Raw genomic sequence first — 15,831 nt, forward strand, 5'->3', positions numbered from 1 at the left:
ACGTGAAACAGCGTCCTCCCGGTCCGTGGTTTCACGTGAAACAGGCCGGGTGGACTCCGGGGCGGTGGCGTCGAGGAGGGCCTCGGCGGCGAGAGCGGCGTCGATCCGGCCGGCGATCTCGGCGGGCATGCGCGGAGGGCCCGGGAGGGTGCCGAGGAGTCCGCGGATCTCTTCGAGGGAGCGTCGGACGTCGGCACAGAGGGCACACCCGTCGAGGTGCCGGCGGATCGTGGCGGAGCGGCTCGGGGAGAGCAGCCCCTCCGTCAGGTCGGAGATCTCCGAGACGTCCGGGTGCTGTGCTGTGTCGGCCTTGTCGGTCGTGGTCACGCGCGCCCACCTCCGCCCTTCACAGCAGCTGGATCGATCGGTCCGGTTTCCCTCGGCTCCGACACCGGTGGGACGGATGCCCCCGGCGTCCGGTTCCTTCCCCCTTCGGGAGCCTCGTTACCCACGGTGTCGGCGCGCAGATGAGTGAGCATCGGCAGCAGCCGGGCTCGGCCGCGTGCGCAGCGGCTCTTCACGGTGCCGGTGGGAACGCCGAGGATACGGGCCGCCTCGGCGACCGGGTATCCCTGCATGTCGACGAGGACGAGCGCGGCGCGCTGGTCGGGGGCGAGGGTGGCGAGCGCGCCGAGCAGTTGCCGGTGGAGGTCCTGGCGCTCGGCGGGCGCCTCGGCGGACTCGTGCGGTTCGAGGAGCTGCTCGAAGCGGGCGGTGTCGTCCACCGGCGAGGTCCTGCGGCTGGCGCTCTTGCGCAGGCGGTCCAGGCAGGCGTTCACGGTGATGCGGTGGAGCCAGGTCGTGACGGCCGACTGGCCCCGGAAGGTGTGGGCGGCCCGGAAGGCCGAGAGGAGGGCGTCCTGGACCGCGTCGGCGGCCTCCTCGCGGTCGCCCAGGGTGCGGAGCGCCACCGCCCACAGGCGGTCGCGGTGGCGCCGTACGAGCTCACCGAAGGCGTCCGGGTCCCCGGCGACATGACGGGCCAGGAGTTCCCGGTCGTCTGCGGCGTCTATCGGACGGTCCAACGGTGCCAGCCCCTCCCCTGTCGTCGTCAGCCCATGACCTTGACTTCGCTCAGCTGGCCGCGGTACTCGCCGTCGTTGAGGGGAAGCTCCGTCAGCCAGACCAGAACGTACCGGGTCGTGACCGGCTTGGTGAGCTCCACCTTCACGTCGGTGCCGGACTTGGAGCCCTGGGTGGTGAAGCCCGACGCCGTGGAGGGCGCCGAGGAGGCGTCCTCGGGCGCCGTGCGGATCTCCACCGAGGTGTCTCCGACGAACGAGAGGTCGACCTCGCGGACCTTCTGCGCCGACCCCAGGTCCAGGACGATTCCGACGCCGTCCTTCTGGTTGCCGAGGTTGGCGGTGGCGTAGTTCTTGGTGTGCCAGAAGGTGCTCGGGTCGCCGTCGAGGGCGTTCGGCACCGCCTCGGGGTACTCCTCGCCGTTGCCCTCGGGGAACGGGTCGAAGTCGTCGGCCGACGCGATGGTGAGCGGCTTCGGCGGTTCGGGCTTCTCGTCGACCGGGGGCTGGACGACCGGTGTCTCCTGCTTGGGTTCCTTGGGCAGCAGGCGGTCGGCGATCTGCCAACTGCCCAGGCCCAGGGCGGCGATGAGGAGGGCGCCGACGGCCCACTTCAGCGCCCTGCCGGTACGGCTCTCCAGCGGGGCCGGCGGCTGCGGGAGGGGCTGGGTGACCATCGGACGCGGCTGGGGGCGCCCGTAGGTGCCCTGCTGGTACGTGGTGCGCTGGTACTCGGCGGGGGCGGGGAACTCCGGCTCCGGCGGCTTGACGCGGGGCATCGCGGCGACGGCCTTGGCGAGTTCGTCCGGCGTGGTGCAGGGCGGCTCCTGACGGGACGCGGTGGCCCCGTCGTTGGCGAGGGCGCGCATGGCGATCTCGGAGAGGCCCCGGTGGACGCCGGCGCGGACCTGGTCCGGCGGGATCAGGCCGACGCCCTTGGGCAGCCCGGAGAGGCCGTAGGCGTCGCTCTCGTACGGCCAGCGCTGGGTGAGCGCCGCGTAGAGGAGGGCGCCGATGGCCTCGGTGTCGGTGCGCTGCGGGCGGTCGGCGGTGATGCCGCGCAGGGCGGCGTTCACGGCGAGGCCGCGGATGCGGTACTGGCCGGTGGAGCTGCGCAGGACGGCGCTCGGGGTGAGCCGCAGGTGGGCCAGGCCCTCGCGGTGCGCGGCGGCCATCGCCTGGGAGACCTGGGTGACGAGCTGGTAGGCGTCATGGGCCGGCAGCGGGCCGTCCGCGAGGAGCGCGGTCAGCTCGGTGGTGTCCGGGAGCCACTCGTGGACGACGTAGACGAGGTCGTTCTCCTCGACCGCGTCGAGGACCTGGACGAACCGGGGGTCGCCGAGCAGCGCCGCCGAGCGGGCGGCGGCCAGGACGGAGCGGGCGCGCGGGTGGTCGGCCGGGAGCAGGTGCACGCCGACGGCCCGCCGCAGCTTCTCGTCGACCGCACGCCAGCTGCTGAATCCGTCCAGACGGGTGACGCACTCCTCCAACCGGTAGCGCCGGGCCAGTTTGTGGCCGCTGTGCAGCTCCGGCGCCGTGATGGAGGGCTGTTCGCCGTTCTTCCGTTCGACCGCCTTCTGCTCGGGGGCCCCGGTGGGCTCCTCCGCCGTGTTCCGCTCTTCCGCCACCCCGTCGGTCGCGGCCGTGTCCGCCTGCGCGGTCAGCGGGTCGTCACCGCTGTTGTCGGCCACGTCGACGGCAGCCGTGCTACGTTCCGCCACCGTCGTTCCTGCCTCCCCATCCGTTGCGCCACATCCAACAGCCAAGCCAATTGTGCCCACAGTCGGACGCTATGCACGACACACGGTTCCCCCCGATGGTTGTCCTGGGGGACGGGATCAGCGTCCCAGGCGTCCCCGCACCATGCCCACGAGGGTGTTCAGTTCGGTGATCCGCATCCGGCGCGCGGCGACGAAGAAGGCCCCGAGGAGCACCGCGCCGCCGACGACGAGCGCGACCAGCGAACCGAGGGCGCCCTCGCCGAGCAGCTTCAGCAGCCCGAATCCGGCGGCGCCGGCCAGCACCGCGGCCGGCAGCGAGGCCATGCAGAGGCGGGCGTAGGTGCGCAGCACGTGGGCGCCGTCCAGGTCGCCGCCGAGGCGGTTGCGCAGCCGGCGCCAGGCGATGCCGACGCCGACGGCGTAGGCCAGGCCGTAGGAGGCGGCCATGCCGACCACGGCCCACTGGGCGGGCAGCAGGACGTAGCAGAGGGCGGAGGCCGCCGCGTTGACGGCGGCGACGATGACGGTGTTGTAGAAGGGGGTGCGGGTGTCCTCGTAGGCGTAGAAGCCGCGCAGGACGACGTACTGCACCGAGTACGGGATCAGGCCGAGGCCGAACGCCATCAGGATGAAGCCCATGCCCTGGGCGGCCTCGACGCCGCTGGAGGCGTACAGCAGGGTGCACATCGGGACGCCGAGGGCCAGGAAGGCGAAGGCGACCGGGACGATGGCGACGGCGGAGTTGCGCAGGCCCTGCGAGATGTCGTCGCGGACGGCGCCCGGGTCGTCGTCGCTGGCGGCGCGGGAGATCCGGGGCAGCAGGGCGGCCATGACGGAGACCGTGATGATGGCCTGCGGCATGCCCCAGATCAGCTGCGCGTTGGAGTACGCCAGGAAGCCGGCGCCGTTCTTGCCGGACTCCTCGCCGGCCGCGGTGGCGAGCTGGGTGACGACCAGGACGCCCGCCTGGTTGGCGAGGACGAAGAGGACGGTCCACTTGGCGAGCTTGACGGTCTTGCCGAGGCCGTGGCCCTTCCAGTCGAAGCGGGGCCGGAAGCGGAAGCCCGTCTCGCGCAGGTACGGGATCATCGCCAGCGCCTGGACGACGAGGCCGAGCAGGGTGCCGATGCCGAGGAGGCGGATGCCCTCGTCGGGGATGGTCCGCACGCCCATGTGGGACTCGGCGGAGGTGCCGTACACCCAGATGAACAGGCCGAAGGTGATGATCATGACGATGTTGTTGAGGACCGGGGTCCACATCATCGCGCCGAACTTGCCGCGGGCGTTGAGGATCTGGCCCATCACCACGTGCACGCCCATGAAGAAGATCGTGGGCAGGCAGTAGCGGGCGAAGGTCACCGCGACGCTGTTGGCGGCGGCGTCGTCGGCGATGGTGTTCGACATCAGCCGGATCAGGACGGGCGCCGCGAAGACGGCGGCGACCACGATCAGGCCGAGCGCCACCATGACGAGGGTGAGCAGCCGGTTGGCGTACGCCTCGCCGCCGTCCTCGTCGTTCTTCATCGAGCGGACCAGCTGCGGCACGAAGACCGAGTTGAGGCCGCCGCCGACGGTGAGGATGTAGATCATCGTCGGCAGGGTGTACGCGATGGTGAAGGTGTCACCGAGCAGCGCGGCGCCGAGGGCGCCGGTGATGACCAGCGAGCGGACGAAGCCGGTGAGCCGGGAGACCAGGGTGCCCGCGGCCATCACGGCGCTCGACTTCAGCAGCCCGGAGGCGCGGCCGGTCCGCTTCGGCGCGGGGGCCGGCAGCGGGTCGGGCTCGGCGGCGGGGGCGGGCACCTGGCCCTGGCCCTGCTGGTCCCGGTAGAGGTGGGCGAAGGCGTCCTGCTCGGGCCGCTCGTCCTCGCTCGCCCGGGTCACCAGGTCGTCGACGCCGGTGAACTGGACCGTACGGGCGTCGTCGCCGTACGGGAGGTGGCGGGAGGGGCCGTCGGGCTCGGGCGCCGGGGTGTGCGCCCAGACGCGCGGATCCGGGGCGTGCTGGGGCGCCGCGGGCTGCTGGTAGAGCGCCGCGGGGTCCTGGTACGTGCCCGGCGGGGGCGGCGGGTGGGCGGCGCGGTCGTAGAGCGCCTCGCCCACCGGGTCCTGCGCGGACAGGTCCTGCGCCCGGTACGGGTCGTGCGCGTAGGCGTCCTGGACGTAGGGGTCCTGGGCGTACGGGTTCTCGGGGTGCTGCGCGGACGGGTCCTGCGGCGCGGCCGCGTACGGGCTCTGCGGGTACGGAGCCTGCCCGTACGGGTCCTGCGGCGGGTACCCGGGGTGCTGCCCCTGCTGCGAGGCCTGCCCCTGCTGGGGGGGCGTGCCGCCGGACGGTGCGGCGCCGCCCGCACCCTGGCCGCGGTCAGCGTCGTACGGCGCGTTCATGGTTACCCCACCTCATCGTCCCCGGCCGACCGGCCACGACATCGCTCAACGGTCCACTTTCTCACTCGGGCCCGACGGGTCGCCGCTTTCGGGGCCGGTGTCCGTGTCCGGGTCACTCGGGTGCTCGGCCGCGTCCGCCGTGTCCGCCGCGTCCGCCGTGTCGCGCTCCGCCGTGTCGTCCGCGGTCGTGTCGTCCGTCGTCGGGTCGGCCGTCGTGGTCTCGGCCTCGGCCTCGGCCTCGGCGGCGCGGGCGGCCAGGCGCTTGCGCTGGCTGTACATGCGGACGCCGGCGAGGACGAGCAGCAGCACACCGCCGGCGATGACCAGCATCACCGTCGGGGTCATCTCGGAGACCCGCACGGTGAAGGTCATCGGGGCGCCGTAGGGCGTGCCGTCCACCGTGTAGAGCTGGGCGGTCATCGAGACCTGGCCGTTGGCGTTGGCCGAGGCGGGGAACTTCACCGACTGGCTGTGCCCGGCGCGGACCGTGATGGGCAGGTCCGCCGAGCCCTCGCCGTCGACCTTCAGACGGGCCTTGTTGCTGGAGGACAGCCGCAGGACCAGCCCCTCCACGTCCTGGAGGAGCTTGTTCTGCACCGTGACCGGGATGGTCGCGCTGCGCCCCGAGAGCGTGAGGTCGGACTTGTCGACGAGGACGACGCTCTTGGTGAGCCGCTGGAGGACGTCCTGGACGTCGACGCGGTAGATCGCCGCCTCGCTCGCCCGGCCGCGCCAGGAGGTGGACATCTCGCGGTTGATCGCGTTGCCGACCGGCGGCACGACCCGGGTCGCGTCGGTGAGGATGACCTTGAAGTCGTCCAGCTCGTCGCGGGTGGTCTTCATGTCCCGGAACGCCTGCACCGGAAGCTCGCTGCCCCGGAGCTTCTTCGGGTACTGCGAGCCGCGCGGCACCGTGGTGGAGGCGTCCGGGTCGGGCTTGGCCGCCGCCGCGGCGACCAGGTCGAGCGGCTGCGTCCAGCGGCGCGCGCCGAGCCCGCGCACGGCGGCGGCCATCGCCTGTGCCTGGGCCACGGTCGGCCGGCGCTGCGGGGCGACCACGACGCTGCGCTGGTCCTGCGGCTGCTCCAGGGTGATCGCGAGGGTCTGCGCCAGGAACTCCTGCACGGCGAGCGTCGAGGTCTCGGCGCGGACCATGTCGCCCTGGAAGGCGGTCGACAGCTCCGCGTCGCTCACCACCGCCGTCGTGCCGCCGCCGAGGGGACGGGCCGCGGTCGGCGTGTAGGACAGGTCGTCGTCCTGGATGCTGTCGCTGCGGGCGATCACCTTGCGGGCGCCGGCCGAGGTCGCGACCGCCATGATCGAGGGGTCGACGGCGCCCTCGACGGGCCAGGCGAAGTCGGTGGCCGGCTGGACGTGGAGGATCGTCTCGACGGTCGACCCGGCCAGCTCGGTCGCCGACTGGAGGTGTTCGAGGGAGCCGGGGACGGCCTTGCCGTGGTGGGCGAGGGAGGCGAGGTCGGGGTCGGCGAAGGGCAGCGCGACCACCTTGCGGCCCTGCACCGCCTTCTCCAGCATGCCGAGCCAGCGCTCGGCCAGCTTCCGGTTCGCCTCCGTGCCGGCGGTGTGCCCGGTGCCGTCCTTGACGCGGTAGCCGTTGGCCATGGCGTCGACGGAGGCCAGCAGGTCCGGGTCGATCACCCAGGTGACCGGGAGGCCCTGGCCCAGGGTGACCAGTTCGTCGAGCCGGCCGCCGGGGCGGAGCTCCTCGGCCAGGTCGTCGTCCTGGAAGACGGGGGTCTGCTGGTCGTCCGAGGCGGTGTCGGCCGAGATGTGGGCCGAGGACATCAGCGGCCAGAGGTAGGTGAGCTGGGTCCGCTTGTCGGTCGGCTCCGGCTGGTACGGCAGGAAGGTCCGCTCGATGCCGAGGACGCGGTCGTACTGCGCCTCGGAGGTCTGCCCGGTGATCGAGACGCCCAGCTGGTAGATGCCGCCCTCGTCGTCCAGGCCCAGCTTGGAGACCGGCACGGAGATCCGGAAGTCGTGCGCGACGCCGACGTCCAGCCGGGGGATGTCGATCTCGGGGGCGTCCAGCGGCTGCGGGTCGCTGTCGGAGCGGAAGCCCTTCCGCCGGGTGACCTGGTCGATCTCGCTGCGGCTCTCCATCCGCGGGCCGACCCGCAGGTTCACCGTGGCGTCGGTGATGGCCCGCTTGCCGCGGTTGGTCATGGTCCCGGTGACGGTGACGGTGTCCCCCTCGACCGGGGCGCTCGGGGTCAGCGTGTCGATCGACACATCGACCGTCCGGGAGACCTGGCCCTCCCCGGGTGCCTGGGCCGACGCCGAGGGGTGGTGGAGGAGGCCGGCGAGCAGGGGTGCTCCGACGGCGATGGTGAGGGTGCGCCGCAGCCATCGGCGGGCAGGTGAGGGACCGGTTCCCTGGAAAGCTGCCGCCTCAGCCACGCGTTCGCCCGTCCTCGTCGTTGTCGGTGGTGCCCGTGATGCCAGTGGTGCCCGGTTGCTGTGTCCAGGCATGGTAACGAGGCACGGAGGGGCCGAGTGCCGGGGAGTCCTCCAGCCGATCGCCCGGGAGGAGGCCGTTTTCACAGGAACCCCACAGGCGCCTTCCGCCGGGGTGAGGGGACGGCCGGGAAAACGGGGACGTCGGGGCGGGGCGGGGCACGTACCCTTTTCTGTTGTGCCGAACGCCAACGAAGACACCTCGACCGAACTGAGCCAGGTGCAGCGCCGCGCCGTCAGCGAGCTGCTGCGCGTGTCCCCTGTCGCCGACGACCTCGCCCGCCGTTTCCAGGCGGCCGGATTCCGCCTCGCACTGGTCGGCGGCTCGGTACGGGACGCCCTCCTCGGCCGGCTCGGCAACGACCTGGACTTCACCACGGACGCCCGCCCCGAGGACGTCCTGAAGATCGTCCGCCCCTGGGCCGACGCCGTCTGGGAGGTCGGGATCGCCTTCGGGACCGTCGGGTCGCAGAAGGACGGCTACCAGATCGAGGTCACGACGTACCGCTCCGAGGCGTACGACCGCACCTCCCGCAAGCCCGAGGTCTCCTACGGCGACTCCATCGACCAGGACCTCGTCCGGCGCGACTTCACCGTCAACGCGATGGCCGTGGCACTCCCCGAGAAGGAGTTCATCGACCCGTACGGCGGTCTGGAGGACCTCGCCGCCCGGGTGCTGCGCACGCCGGGCACGCCCGAGGAGTCCTTCTCCGACGACCCGCTGCGCATGATGCGGGCGGCCCGCTTCGCCGCCCAGCTCGACTTCGAGGTCGCCCCCGAGGTCGTCTCGGCGATGACGGAGATGGCGGACCGGATCGAGATCGTCTCCGCCGAGCGCGTCCGGGACGAGCTGAACAAGCTGCTGCTCTCCGCCCACCCGCGGAAGGGCCTCGGCCTGCTCGTCGACACCGGCCTCGCCGCGCACGTCCTCCCCGAGCTGCCCGCGCTGCGGCTGGAGAGCGACGAGCACCACCGGCACAAGGACGTGTACGAGCACTCGCTGACCGTCCTCGACCAGGCGATCGACCTGGAGGAGGACGGCCCGGACCTGGTGCTGCGCCTGGCCGCGCTCCTCCACGACATCGGCAAGCCGCGCACCCGCCGCTTCGAGAAGGACGGCCGGGTCTCCTTCCACCACCACGAGGTGGTGGGCGCCAAGATGACCAAGAAGCGCATGACCGCGCTGAAGTACTCCAACGAGATGGTCAAGGACGTCTCGCGGCTGGTGGAGCTGCACCTGCGCTTCCACGGGTACGGGACGGGCGAGTGGACCGACTCGGCCGTGCGCCGCTACGTCCGCGACGGCGGCCCGCTCCTCTCCCGGCTGCACAAGCTGACCCGCTCGGACTGCACCACGCGCAACAAGCGCAAGGCGTCCGCGCTCTCCCGCGCCTACGACGGCCTGGAGGCGCGCATCGCCCAGCTCCAGGAGCAGGAGGAGCTGGACTCGATCCGTCCCGACCTCGACGGCAACCAGATCCAGCAGATCCTGGAGATCAAGCCGGGTCCCGCCGTCGGGCAGGCGTACAAGTTCCTGCTGGAGCTCCGCCTGGAGAACGGTCCGATGGAGTACGAGCAGGCGGTGGCCGCGCTCAAGGAGTGGTGGGCCGCGCGCGACTGACGCGCGGACCCCGTGTTTCACGTGAAACACCGCAGAGCGTCACCGCCGGTGTTTCACGTGAAACATCACCTCGTCCCGCGTTCCCCGCGCAGCAGCAGGGCGATCGCCGCGTAGCCGGCCGCCACCAGCGCGATCAGCAGCGGGGAGCGGCCGTCGGGCGGCAGCATCAGGGCGGCGACCCCGGCCGCCGCCACGAACGCGACGTTGAAGAGCACGTCGTACAGGGAGAAGACCCGTCCGCGGAACGCGTCGTCGACGTGCGTCTGGACCACGGTGTCGGTCGCGATCTTCGCTCCCTGGGTGATGAGCCCCAGCACGAAGGCGGCGACGAGGAACGGCGTGGGCGCGAACGGCAGGGCGAGCGCCGGGACGAGCACGGCGGCCGCGGCCGAGCACACGATCATCCAGCCGAAGGGCCCGAACCGTCCGACCGCCCAGGGCGAGATCACGGCGGCGGCGAAGAACCCGGCTCCGGAGGTGGCGACGGCGATCCCCAGGAGCCCCAGCCCCTCGGACTCGGTGGTGCTCCAGGTGTACCGGCAGAGCATGAGCACGGCCACGAGCAGGGCGCCGTAGCAGAAGCGCATCAGCCCGACGGCGGTGAGCGCCCGGGCGGCCGGGCGCCGTTCGGAGAGATGGCGCACCCCGGCGACCAGGCCCCGGGCGGTGGAGGCGAGCGCCGTGGAGAGCCGGGGCGGCACCTGGTCCGGGTCGGGGCCGAGCAGCGTACGGGGGATCCGCAGCGAGGCCAGTGCGGCGCAGAGGTAGAGGACGGCGCCGAAGGCGACGACGGCGGCGTCGGAGTCGTCGGCGAGCAGCCGGACGCCGAAGGCGAGGCCGCCGCCGAGGGTGGCGGCGAGGGTGCCGGCGGTGGGGGAGAGCGAGTTGGCGACGACGAGGCGTTCCTCGTCGACGACCCGGGGCAGGGCGGCGGAGAGCCCGGCGAGGACGAAGCGGTTGACGGCCGTGACGGAGAGGGCGGAGGCGTAGAAGAGCCAGTCCGGGACGGCGGCGAGGACGAGCAGGGCGGTCCCGGCGGCGAGCAGGGCGCGGAGCAGGTTCCCGTAGAGGAAGACCTGGCGGCGTTGCCAGCGGTCGAGGAGGACGCCCGCGAAGGGGCCGACGAGGGAGTACGGGAGCAGCAGCACGGCCATGGCGGAGGCGATGGCGGCCGGGGAGGTCTGTTTCTCCGGGGAGAACACGACGTACGTGGCCAGGGCCACCTGATAGACACCGTCGGCGCACTGGGAGAGCAGCCGGACGGCGAGCAGGCGCCGGAAGTCGCGCAGGCGCAGCAGTACGCGCAGATCACGTACGACGGACATGGCAGCAAGACTCACACACGGCGAGGGTCCCCGGGCAGTGCCGCGGGGACCCTCGTCAGGTGAAACGCATCGGACCTCGGAAGGTCAGCGCTCGACCTCGCCCTTGATGAACTTCTCGACGTTGGCCAGGGCCTCGTCGTCGAAGTACTGGACCGGCGGGGACTTCATGAAGTACGAGGACGCGGAGAGGATCGGGCCGCCGATGCCGCGGTCCTTGGCGATCTTCGCGGCGCGCAGGGCGTCGATGATGACACCGGCCGAGTTCGGGGAGTCCCAGACCTCGAGCTTGTACTCCAGGTTCAGCGGGACGTCGCCGAAGGCGCGGCCCTCGAGGCGGACGTACGCCCACTTGCGGTCGTCGAGCCACGCGACGTAGTCGGACGGGCCGATGTGGACGTTCTTCTCACCCAGCTCGCGGTCCGGGATCTGCGAGGTGACGGCCTGCGTCTTCGAGATCTTCTTGGACTCCAGGCGCTCGCGCTCGAGCATGTTCTTGAAGTCCATGTTGCCGCCGACGTTGAGCTGCATCGTGCGCTCGAGGCGGACACCGCGGTCCTCGAACAGCTTCGCCATCACGCGGTGCGTGATGGTGGCGCCGACCTGCGACTTGATGTCGTCGCCGACGATCGGGACACCGGCCTCGGTGAACTTGTCTGCCCACTCCTTGGTGCCGGCGATGAAGACCGGGAGAGCGTTGACGAAGGCGACCTTGGCGTCGATGGCGCACTGGGCGTAGAACTTCGCCGCGTCCTCGGAACCGACGGGCAGGTAGCAGACGAGGACGTCGACCTGGCGGTCCTTCAGGATCTGGACGACGTCGACCGGCTCCTCGGCGGACTCCTCGATGGTCTGGCGGTAGTACTTGCCGAGACCGTCGAGCGTGTGACCGCGCTGGACCGTGACGCCCTTGTTCGGGACGTCGCAGATCTTGATGGTGTTGTTCTCGCTGGCGCCGATGGCGTCGGAGAGGTCGAGGCCGACCTTCTTCGCGTCGACGTCGAAGGCGGCGACGAAGTCGACGTCACCGACGTGGTAGTCGCCGAACTGGACGTGCATCAGGCCGGGCACCTTGGTCGCCGGGTCGGCGTCCTTGTAGTACTCGACGCCCTGCACCAGCGAGGCGGCGCAGTTGCCCACGCCGACGATGGCTACGCGAACCGAACCCATTCCGGTTGCTCCCTGTGTGATCGTGGAAGCCCTGCTGGCGCAGGGTTTCACTTGGCGGTGTCGTCGGACGGATCCGGCCGGGTACTGCCCCCGTGCCGGGGCAGGCCGCCCGTCTCTCCAGAATCGTTGTCGTGCGGAGCGTCGGTGTCGGGCCGCTGGTCGCGGCCCGCCCGCTCGCTCTCGATGAGCTCGTTCAGCCAGCGCACTTCGCGCTCCACGGACTCCATTCCGTGGCGCTGGAGCTCAAGCGTGTAGTCGTCGAGGCGCTCGCGCGTCCGGGCCAGCGAGGCGCGCATCTTCTCCAGGCGCTCCTCCAGCCGGCTGCGGCGGCCTTCGAGGACCCTCATCCGCACCTCGCGCTCGGTCTGACCGAAGAACGCGAAGCGGGCGGCGAAGTGCTCGTCCTCCCAGGCGTCCGGGCCGGTGTGGGAGAGGAGCTCCTCGAAGTGCTCCTTACCTTCCGGCGTCAACCGGTAGACGATCTTGGCCCGGCGTCCTGCGAGTGACGAGGCCAGCGCCTCCTCGGGGGCGCTGCCCGGCTCCTCGATCAACCAGCCGTTGGCGACCAGCGTCTTGAGGCAGGGATACAGCGTCCCGTAGCTGAACGCCCGGAAGATGCCGAGCGAGGTGTTGAGGCGCTTGCGCAGCTCGTAGCCGTGCATCGGGGCCTCGCGCAGCAGGCCGAGAACGGCGAACTCGAGGATGCCGGAGCGTCTGCTCATCCGTCGCCTCCTCCGTCCTGCGGTCCGCCCTCGGAAACCTTTATGCCGTGCTGATGTATCGACTCGATACATCATGACGATAGAACGGCCCGAGAGGTCCGACAAGTGGAGGTGCCGTGACCGGCGTCACATCGTCAATTCACAGCGTGCGACTTGCCTGATTTGGGGTGAACTCCGGCGCAAGAGGGGTTTTGGCCGTGCGTAGTCTGTGCGGCATGCACACCACCGGGAACCAGGAGCCGCGCTGGGGCGTCAGTGCAGCGGGTGACCGGCTGCGATACGAAAGGGGCCTCCGATGGGCTCCGGTCGTGCGCATTTCGGGGGGACCGGAACTCAACTGCCGCTTCCAGGCGTACGCGCCTGCCCGAGGAGTAGTCGTTCGATGAGCGAGCACCGTCGCAGGATGCCGTCGCAGGAGCCGCCGACGGGCGGCCGCGCGGCGGCACGACGCGCCGCCCAGCAGCCGACGGGCCGCAGGTCGGCCCCGGCCCATGACACCGGTACGGGGACGCCCCCGTACGGATCGCCGGCCCCTTACGGGTCGTCCGGCGGGTACGGGGGGGCCTCGTCCTCCCACGGGGAGGAAGCGCGTCCGTACGGCGGTCGCGCGGAGGCCCGGCGTGCCGCCCAGCGGGGCGGTCGCCGACGCGCGCCCGTGGCCGGCGGCCCCGGTGGGCCGAACGGTCCCGGCGGCGGTGGCCGTCGCGGTGGAGGCGGCGGTGGCGGTGGCCGCGGTGGCGGCCCGGGCGGTCGTCCGCCGGGCAAGAAGCGGATCATCGACTACCCGCGCCACGACAAGGACGGCTGGCGTCGCTGGATGCCGTCCTGGAAGCTCGTGACGGGTACGTTCCTGTTCTTCTGCGCGCTCCTCATGGGCGGCGCGGTCATCGCGTACTCGCAGGTCGGCATCCCCAAGGTGGACGCGACCGCGACCTCGCAGAACAACATCTACTACTGGTCCGACGGCACCCGCATGGTGGCCACCGGCGCCGGTCAGAACCGCCAGATCATCGGCATCGACCAGATTCCGCTGGTCATGCAGGAGGCCGTGATCTCGGCCGAGAACAAGACGTTCCGTACGGACTGGGGCGTCGACCCGATGGGCATCGGCCGCGCCGTGTGGAACATGGCGAAGGGCGGCGAGACGCAGGGCGGCTCGACCATCACCCAGCAGTACGTGAAGAACGGCCTGCTCGCCGACCAGTCGCAGACCCTGTCCCGGAAGGTGAAGGAACTCTTCATCTCCATCAAGGTCGGCAATGAGGTCGACAAGCGCGACATCCTGTCCGGCTACCTGAACACCGCGTACTACGGCCGCGGCGCCTACGGCATCCAGGCCGCTTCCCGCGCGTACTTCAACAAGGACGCCAAGCACCTCAACGCCTCCGAGTCGGCGGTGCTCGCCTCCGTGCTCAAGGGCGCCACGTACTTCGACCCGGCCGGCTACCCCGAGGTCGACCCCAACGCCACTCCCGCGAACAACCTGGCGCGTCTCACCGAGCGCTGGACGTGGATCCTCGACGAGATGGTCAAGGACCAGAAGATCACGGCCGAGGAGCGGGCGAAGTACACGACGCTGCCGAAGATCCAGAAGCCGAAGCAGGACGCCCAGCTGAGCGGTCAGATCGGTTACCTGGTCGCCACCGCGAAGGCCAACTTCCGCAGCAAGTACGACATCAGTGCCGAGGCCCTGGATCTGGGCGGTTACGAGATCCACACCACCTTCGACAAGAAGAAGGTGAAGGCGATGGAGGACTCGGTCAAGAAGATCTACGACGAGTACATCGACGAGAAGAAGCGTCCGGAGGACGACACCAACGTCGAGTTCGGCGGCGCCTCCGTCGACGTCAAGACCGGTGCCCTCGTCGCGCTCTACGGCGGCCAGGACGCGACCAAGCACTACACCAACAACGCCGACACCACCGGCGCTCAGGTCGGTTCGACGTTCAAGCCCTTCGTGCTCGCCGCCGCGATGCGGGACGGCGTGCGCGACCCCGAGGGCGAGAAGGTGCAGGACGCCTCCACGCGCACCCTGGTCGACCCCGACAAGAGCCGCTACAGCGGCAAGGACGACCTCAAGGTCCGCACCTACGACGGCGAGATCTGGCACAACGAGAAGGGGGAGGAGTGGGAGCAGAACAACGAGGGCGACCAGAGCTACGGCAACATCAGCCTGCGCCGGGCGATGATCGTCTCCGCCAACTCCCCCTACGTGCAGCTGGGCATGGACGTCGGCATCGACAAGGTGCGTGACGCGGCCATCGACGCCGGTCTGCGCCCCGACTCCCTGGTGAAGGGCGAGGTCCCGTCGTTCTCGCTCGGCATCTCCAGCCCGAGCGCGATCCGCATGGCCGGCGCCTACTCCACCTTCGCCAACCAGGGCGTGCGCAACGAGCCCTACTCGGTGACCAAGGTCCTCAAGGAGGGTCAGGTCATCTACAAGCACGAGGGCGCGTCCAAGCAGGCGTTCTCCTCGGCCGTCTCCTCCAACGTCACCGACGTGCTCCGCAGCGTCGTCGAGGACCCGGACGGCACCGGTAACAACGCCGCCATCCCGGGCCGCGACGTGGCCGGCAAGACCGGTACCACCGACGACAACATGTCGGCCTGGTTCGTCGGCTACACCCCGCAGCTCTCGACGGCGATCGACATGTACCGCTTCGACGACGACGAGACGAAGAAGAACCGCGAGTTCCAGGAGATGTACGGCACGGGTGGCCAGGACTCGATCCACGGTTCGTCCTTCCCATCCCAGATCTGGAACGACTACATGACGGACGCCATCGCGGACATGCCCGTCGAGAAGTTCCCGGCTCCGGAGAAGCTCGCGGACGCCAAGGCGGTCTACGGCGGTGGCGCCACGCCCAAGCCGACGGCCACCCCGACCCCGACCGAGACGGCGACGCCGACCGAGACGGCCACCACCGCCCCGACGACGACTCCCCCGGCGACGCCCACCGACTCGGGCCGTCCGACCACCAAGGAGCCGAAGCCCGGCAAGACGACCTGCAACGTCTGGGACTGGGGCTGCGACACCACCAGTGGCGGCGGCGACCAGGGCGGCAGCACCGGCGGGACGACGGAGCCGACCCCGACGGACAGCTCGGAGCCGACGCCGACGGACACCACGACGGACCCGGGCGGACCGGGCAGCGGCGGCAACGGGAACGGCGGCAGCGGCGGTGAGCCGACCGACGGATCCACAGGGGACGGAAGCCTCTTCGACTGAGGTGGCCGGGGCCGGGCCGTGAGGCGCGACCCCGGCGAAGCGAGGGCCGTCGCGGGGGGGGGGGGGGGGGGCGCGGAGGGCGGTTCAGGGGGCGCGCGGGGGAGGGGGTGGGGGTGTCGAGACGGGGGTCGAGAGCGGCGCGGGGTGGGCGGGGCGCG

At 71.1% G+C, this 15,831-nt stretch carries 9 protein-coding genes and 1 pseudogene; 2 read left to right on the top strand and 8 right to left on the bottom strand.

Annotated features, from left to right (window positions below; genetic code table 11):
• From ACFW1I_RS03220 to ACFW1I_RS03240, 5 genes and pseudogenes are all read right to left on the bottom strand, one after another.
• A pseudogene (locus ACFW1I_RS03220) lies at positions 1 to 327 on the bottom strand (hypothetical protein); the annotation flags it as partial.
• Positions 324 to 1,025 carry an RNA polymerase sigma factor SigM gene (sigM, locus tag ACFW1I_RS03225; RefSeq protein ID WP_384665547.1) on the bottom strand — a complete coding sequence of 234 codons (702 nt, stop codon included), beginning with the start codon at positions 1,023 to 1,025 and terminating at the stop codon, positions 324 to 326. The gene sigM and the pseudogene ACFW1I_RS03220, both read right to left, overlap by 4 nt.
• A 26-nt stretch (positions 1,026 to 1,051) precedes the next feature.
• Entirely contained in the window at positions 1,052 to 2,743 is a 1,692-nt protein-coding gene (locus ACFW1I_RS03230; RefSeq protein WP_384665549.1) for a protein kinase family protein, read from the bottom strand.
• 117 nt (positions 2,744 to 2,860) lie between these two features.
• Positions 2,861 to 5,131 (bottom strand): murein biosynthesis integral membrane protein MurJ, encoded by a 2,271-nt coding sequence (gene murJ / locus ACFW1I_RS03235; RefSeq protein ID WP_384665551.1) that lies wholly within the window; start codon positions 5,129 to 5,131, stop codon positions 2,861 to 2,863.
• A gap of 45 nt (positions 5,132 to 5,176) precedes the next feature.
• On the bottom strand, positions 5,177 to 7,552 hold the full coding sequence (locus tag ACFW1I_RS03240; protein WP_384665553.1) for a DUF6049 family protein: 2,376 nt from the start codon (positions 7,550 to 7,552) through the stop codon (positions 5,177 to 5,179).
• A gap of 235 nt (positions 7,553 to 7,787) precedes the next feature.
• Between ACFW1I_RS03240 and ACFW1I_RS03245 the strand changes: the two genes are divergently transcribed.
• Complete coding sequence (locus ACFW1I_RS03245; protein WP_384665555.1) at positions 7,788 to 9,230, top strand: CCA tRNA nucleotidyltransferase; 1,443 nt, start codon at positions 7,788 to 7,790, stop codon at positions 9,228 to 9,230.
• Positions 9,231 to 9,295: 65 nt separating this feature from the next.
• Here ACFW1I_RS03245 and ACFW1I_RS03250 read toward each other — a convergent pair whose 3' ends face one another.
• The 3 genes from ACFW1I_RS03250 to ACFW1I_RS03260 all read right to left on the bottom strand — a co-directional run bounded on the left by ACFW1I_RS03250 (position 9,296) and on the right by ACFW1I_RS03260 (position 12,444).
• A complete protein-coding gene (locus ACFW1I_RS03250) occupies positions 9,296 to 10,555 on the bottom strand; it encodes an MFS transporter (protein WP_384665557.1) in 1,260 nt (419 codons plus the stop codon).
• Between the two features lie 84 nt (positions 10,556 to 10,639).
• Complete coding sequence (locus tag ACFW1I_RS03255) at positions 10,640 to 11,722, bottom strand: inositol-3-phosphate synthase (protein WP_384665559.1); 1,083 nt, start codon at positions 11,720 to 11,722, stop codon at positions 10,640 to 10,642.
• A 47-nt stretch (positions 11,723 to 11,769) separates the two neighbouring features.
• The gene (locus tag ACFW1I_RS03260) at positions 11,770 to 12,444 is read right to left on the bottom strand and encodes a helix-turn-helix transcriptional regulator (protein WP_384665561.1); all 675 of its coding nucleotides are present in this window, start codon (positions 12,442 to 12,444) and stop codon (positions 11,770 to 11,772) included.
• 382 nt (positions 12,445 to 12,826) lie between these two features.
• Here ACFW1I_RS03260 and ACFW1I_RS03265 point away from each other — a divergent pair, with 382 nt between their 5' ends.
• Positions 12,827 to 15,673 (top strand): transglycosylase domain-containing protein, encoded by a 2,847-nt coding sequence (locus ACFW1I_RS03265; RefSeq protein WP_384665563.1) that lies wholly within the window; start codon positions 12,827 to 12,829, stop codon positions 15,671 to 15,673.
• The last annotated feature ends 158 nt before the right edge of the window (positions 15,674 to 15,831 follow it).

Source organism: Streptomyces sp. NPDC058955, from assembly GCF_042741435.1.
Classification (GTDB): Bacteria; Actinomycetota; Actinomycetes; order Streptomycetales; family Streptomycetaceae; genus Streptomyces.

What these genes read in the sequence shown, in the direction of transcription:
- ACFW1I_RS03260 (WP_384665561.1), bottom strand. Translation starts at nt 12,444, where the DNA reads ATGAGCAGACGCTCCGGCATCCTCGAGTTCGCCGTTCTCGGCCTGCTG.
- ACFW1I_RS03265 (WP_384665563.1), top strand. Translation starts at nt 12,827, where the DNA reads ATGAGCGAGCACCGTCGCAGGATGCCGTCGCAGGAGCCGCCGACGGGC.
- ACFW1I_RS03255 (WP_384665559.1), bottom strand. Translation starts at nt 11,722, where the DNA reads ATGGGTTCGGTTCGCGTAGCCATCGTCGGCGTGGGCAACTGCGCCGCC.
- ACFW1I_RS03250 (WP_384665557.1), bottom strand. Translation starts at nt 10,555, where the DNA reads ATGTCCGTCGTACGTGATCTGCGCGTACTGCTGCGCCTGCGCGACTTC.
- murJ (WP_384665551.1), bottom strand. Translation starts at nt 5,131, where the DNA reads ATGAACGCGCCGTACGACGCTGACCGCGGCCAGGGTGCGGGCGGCGCC.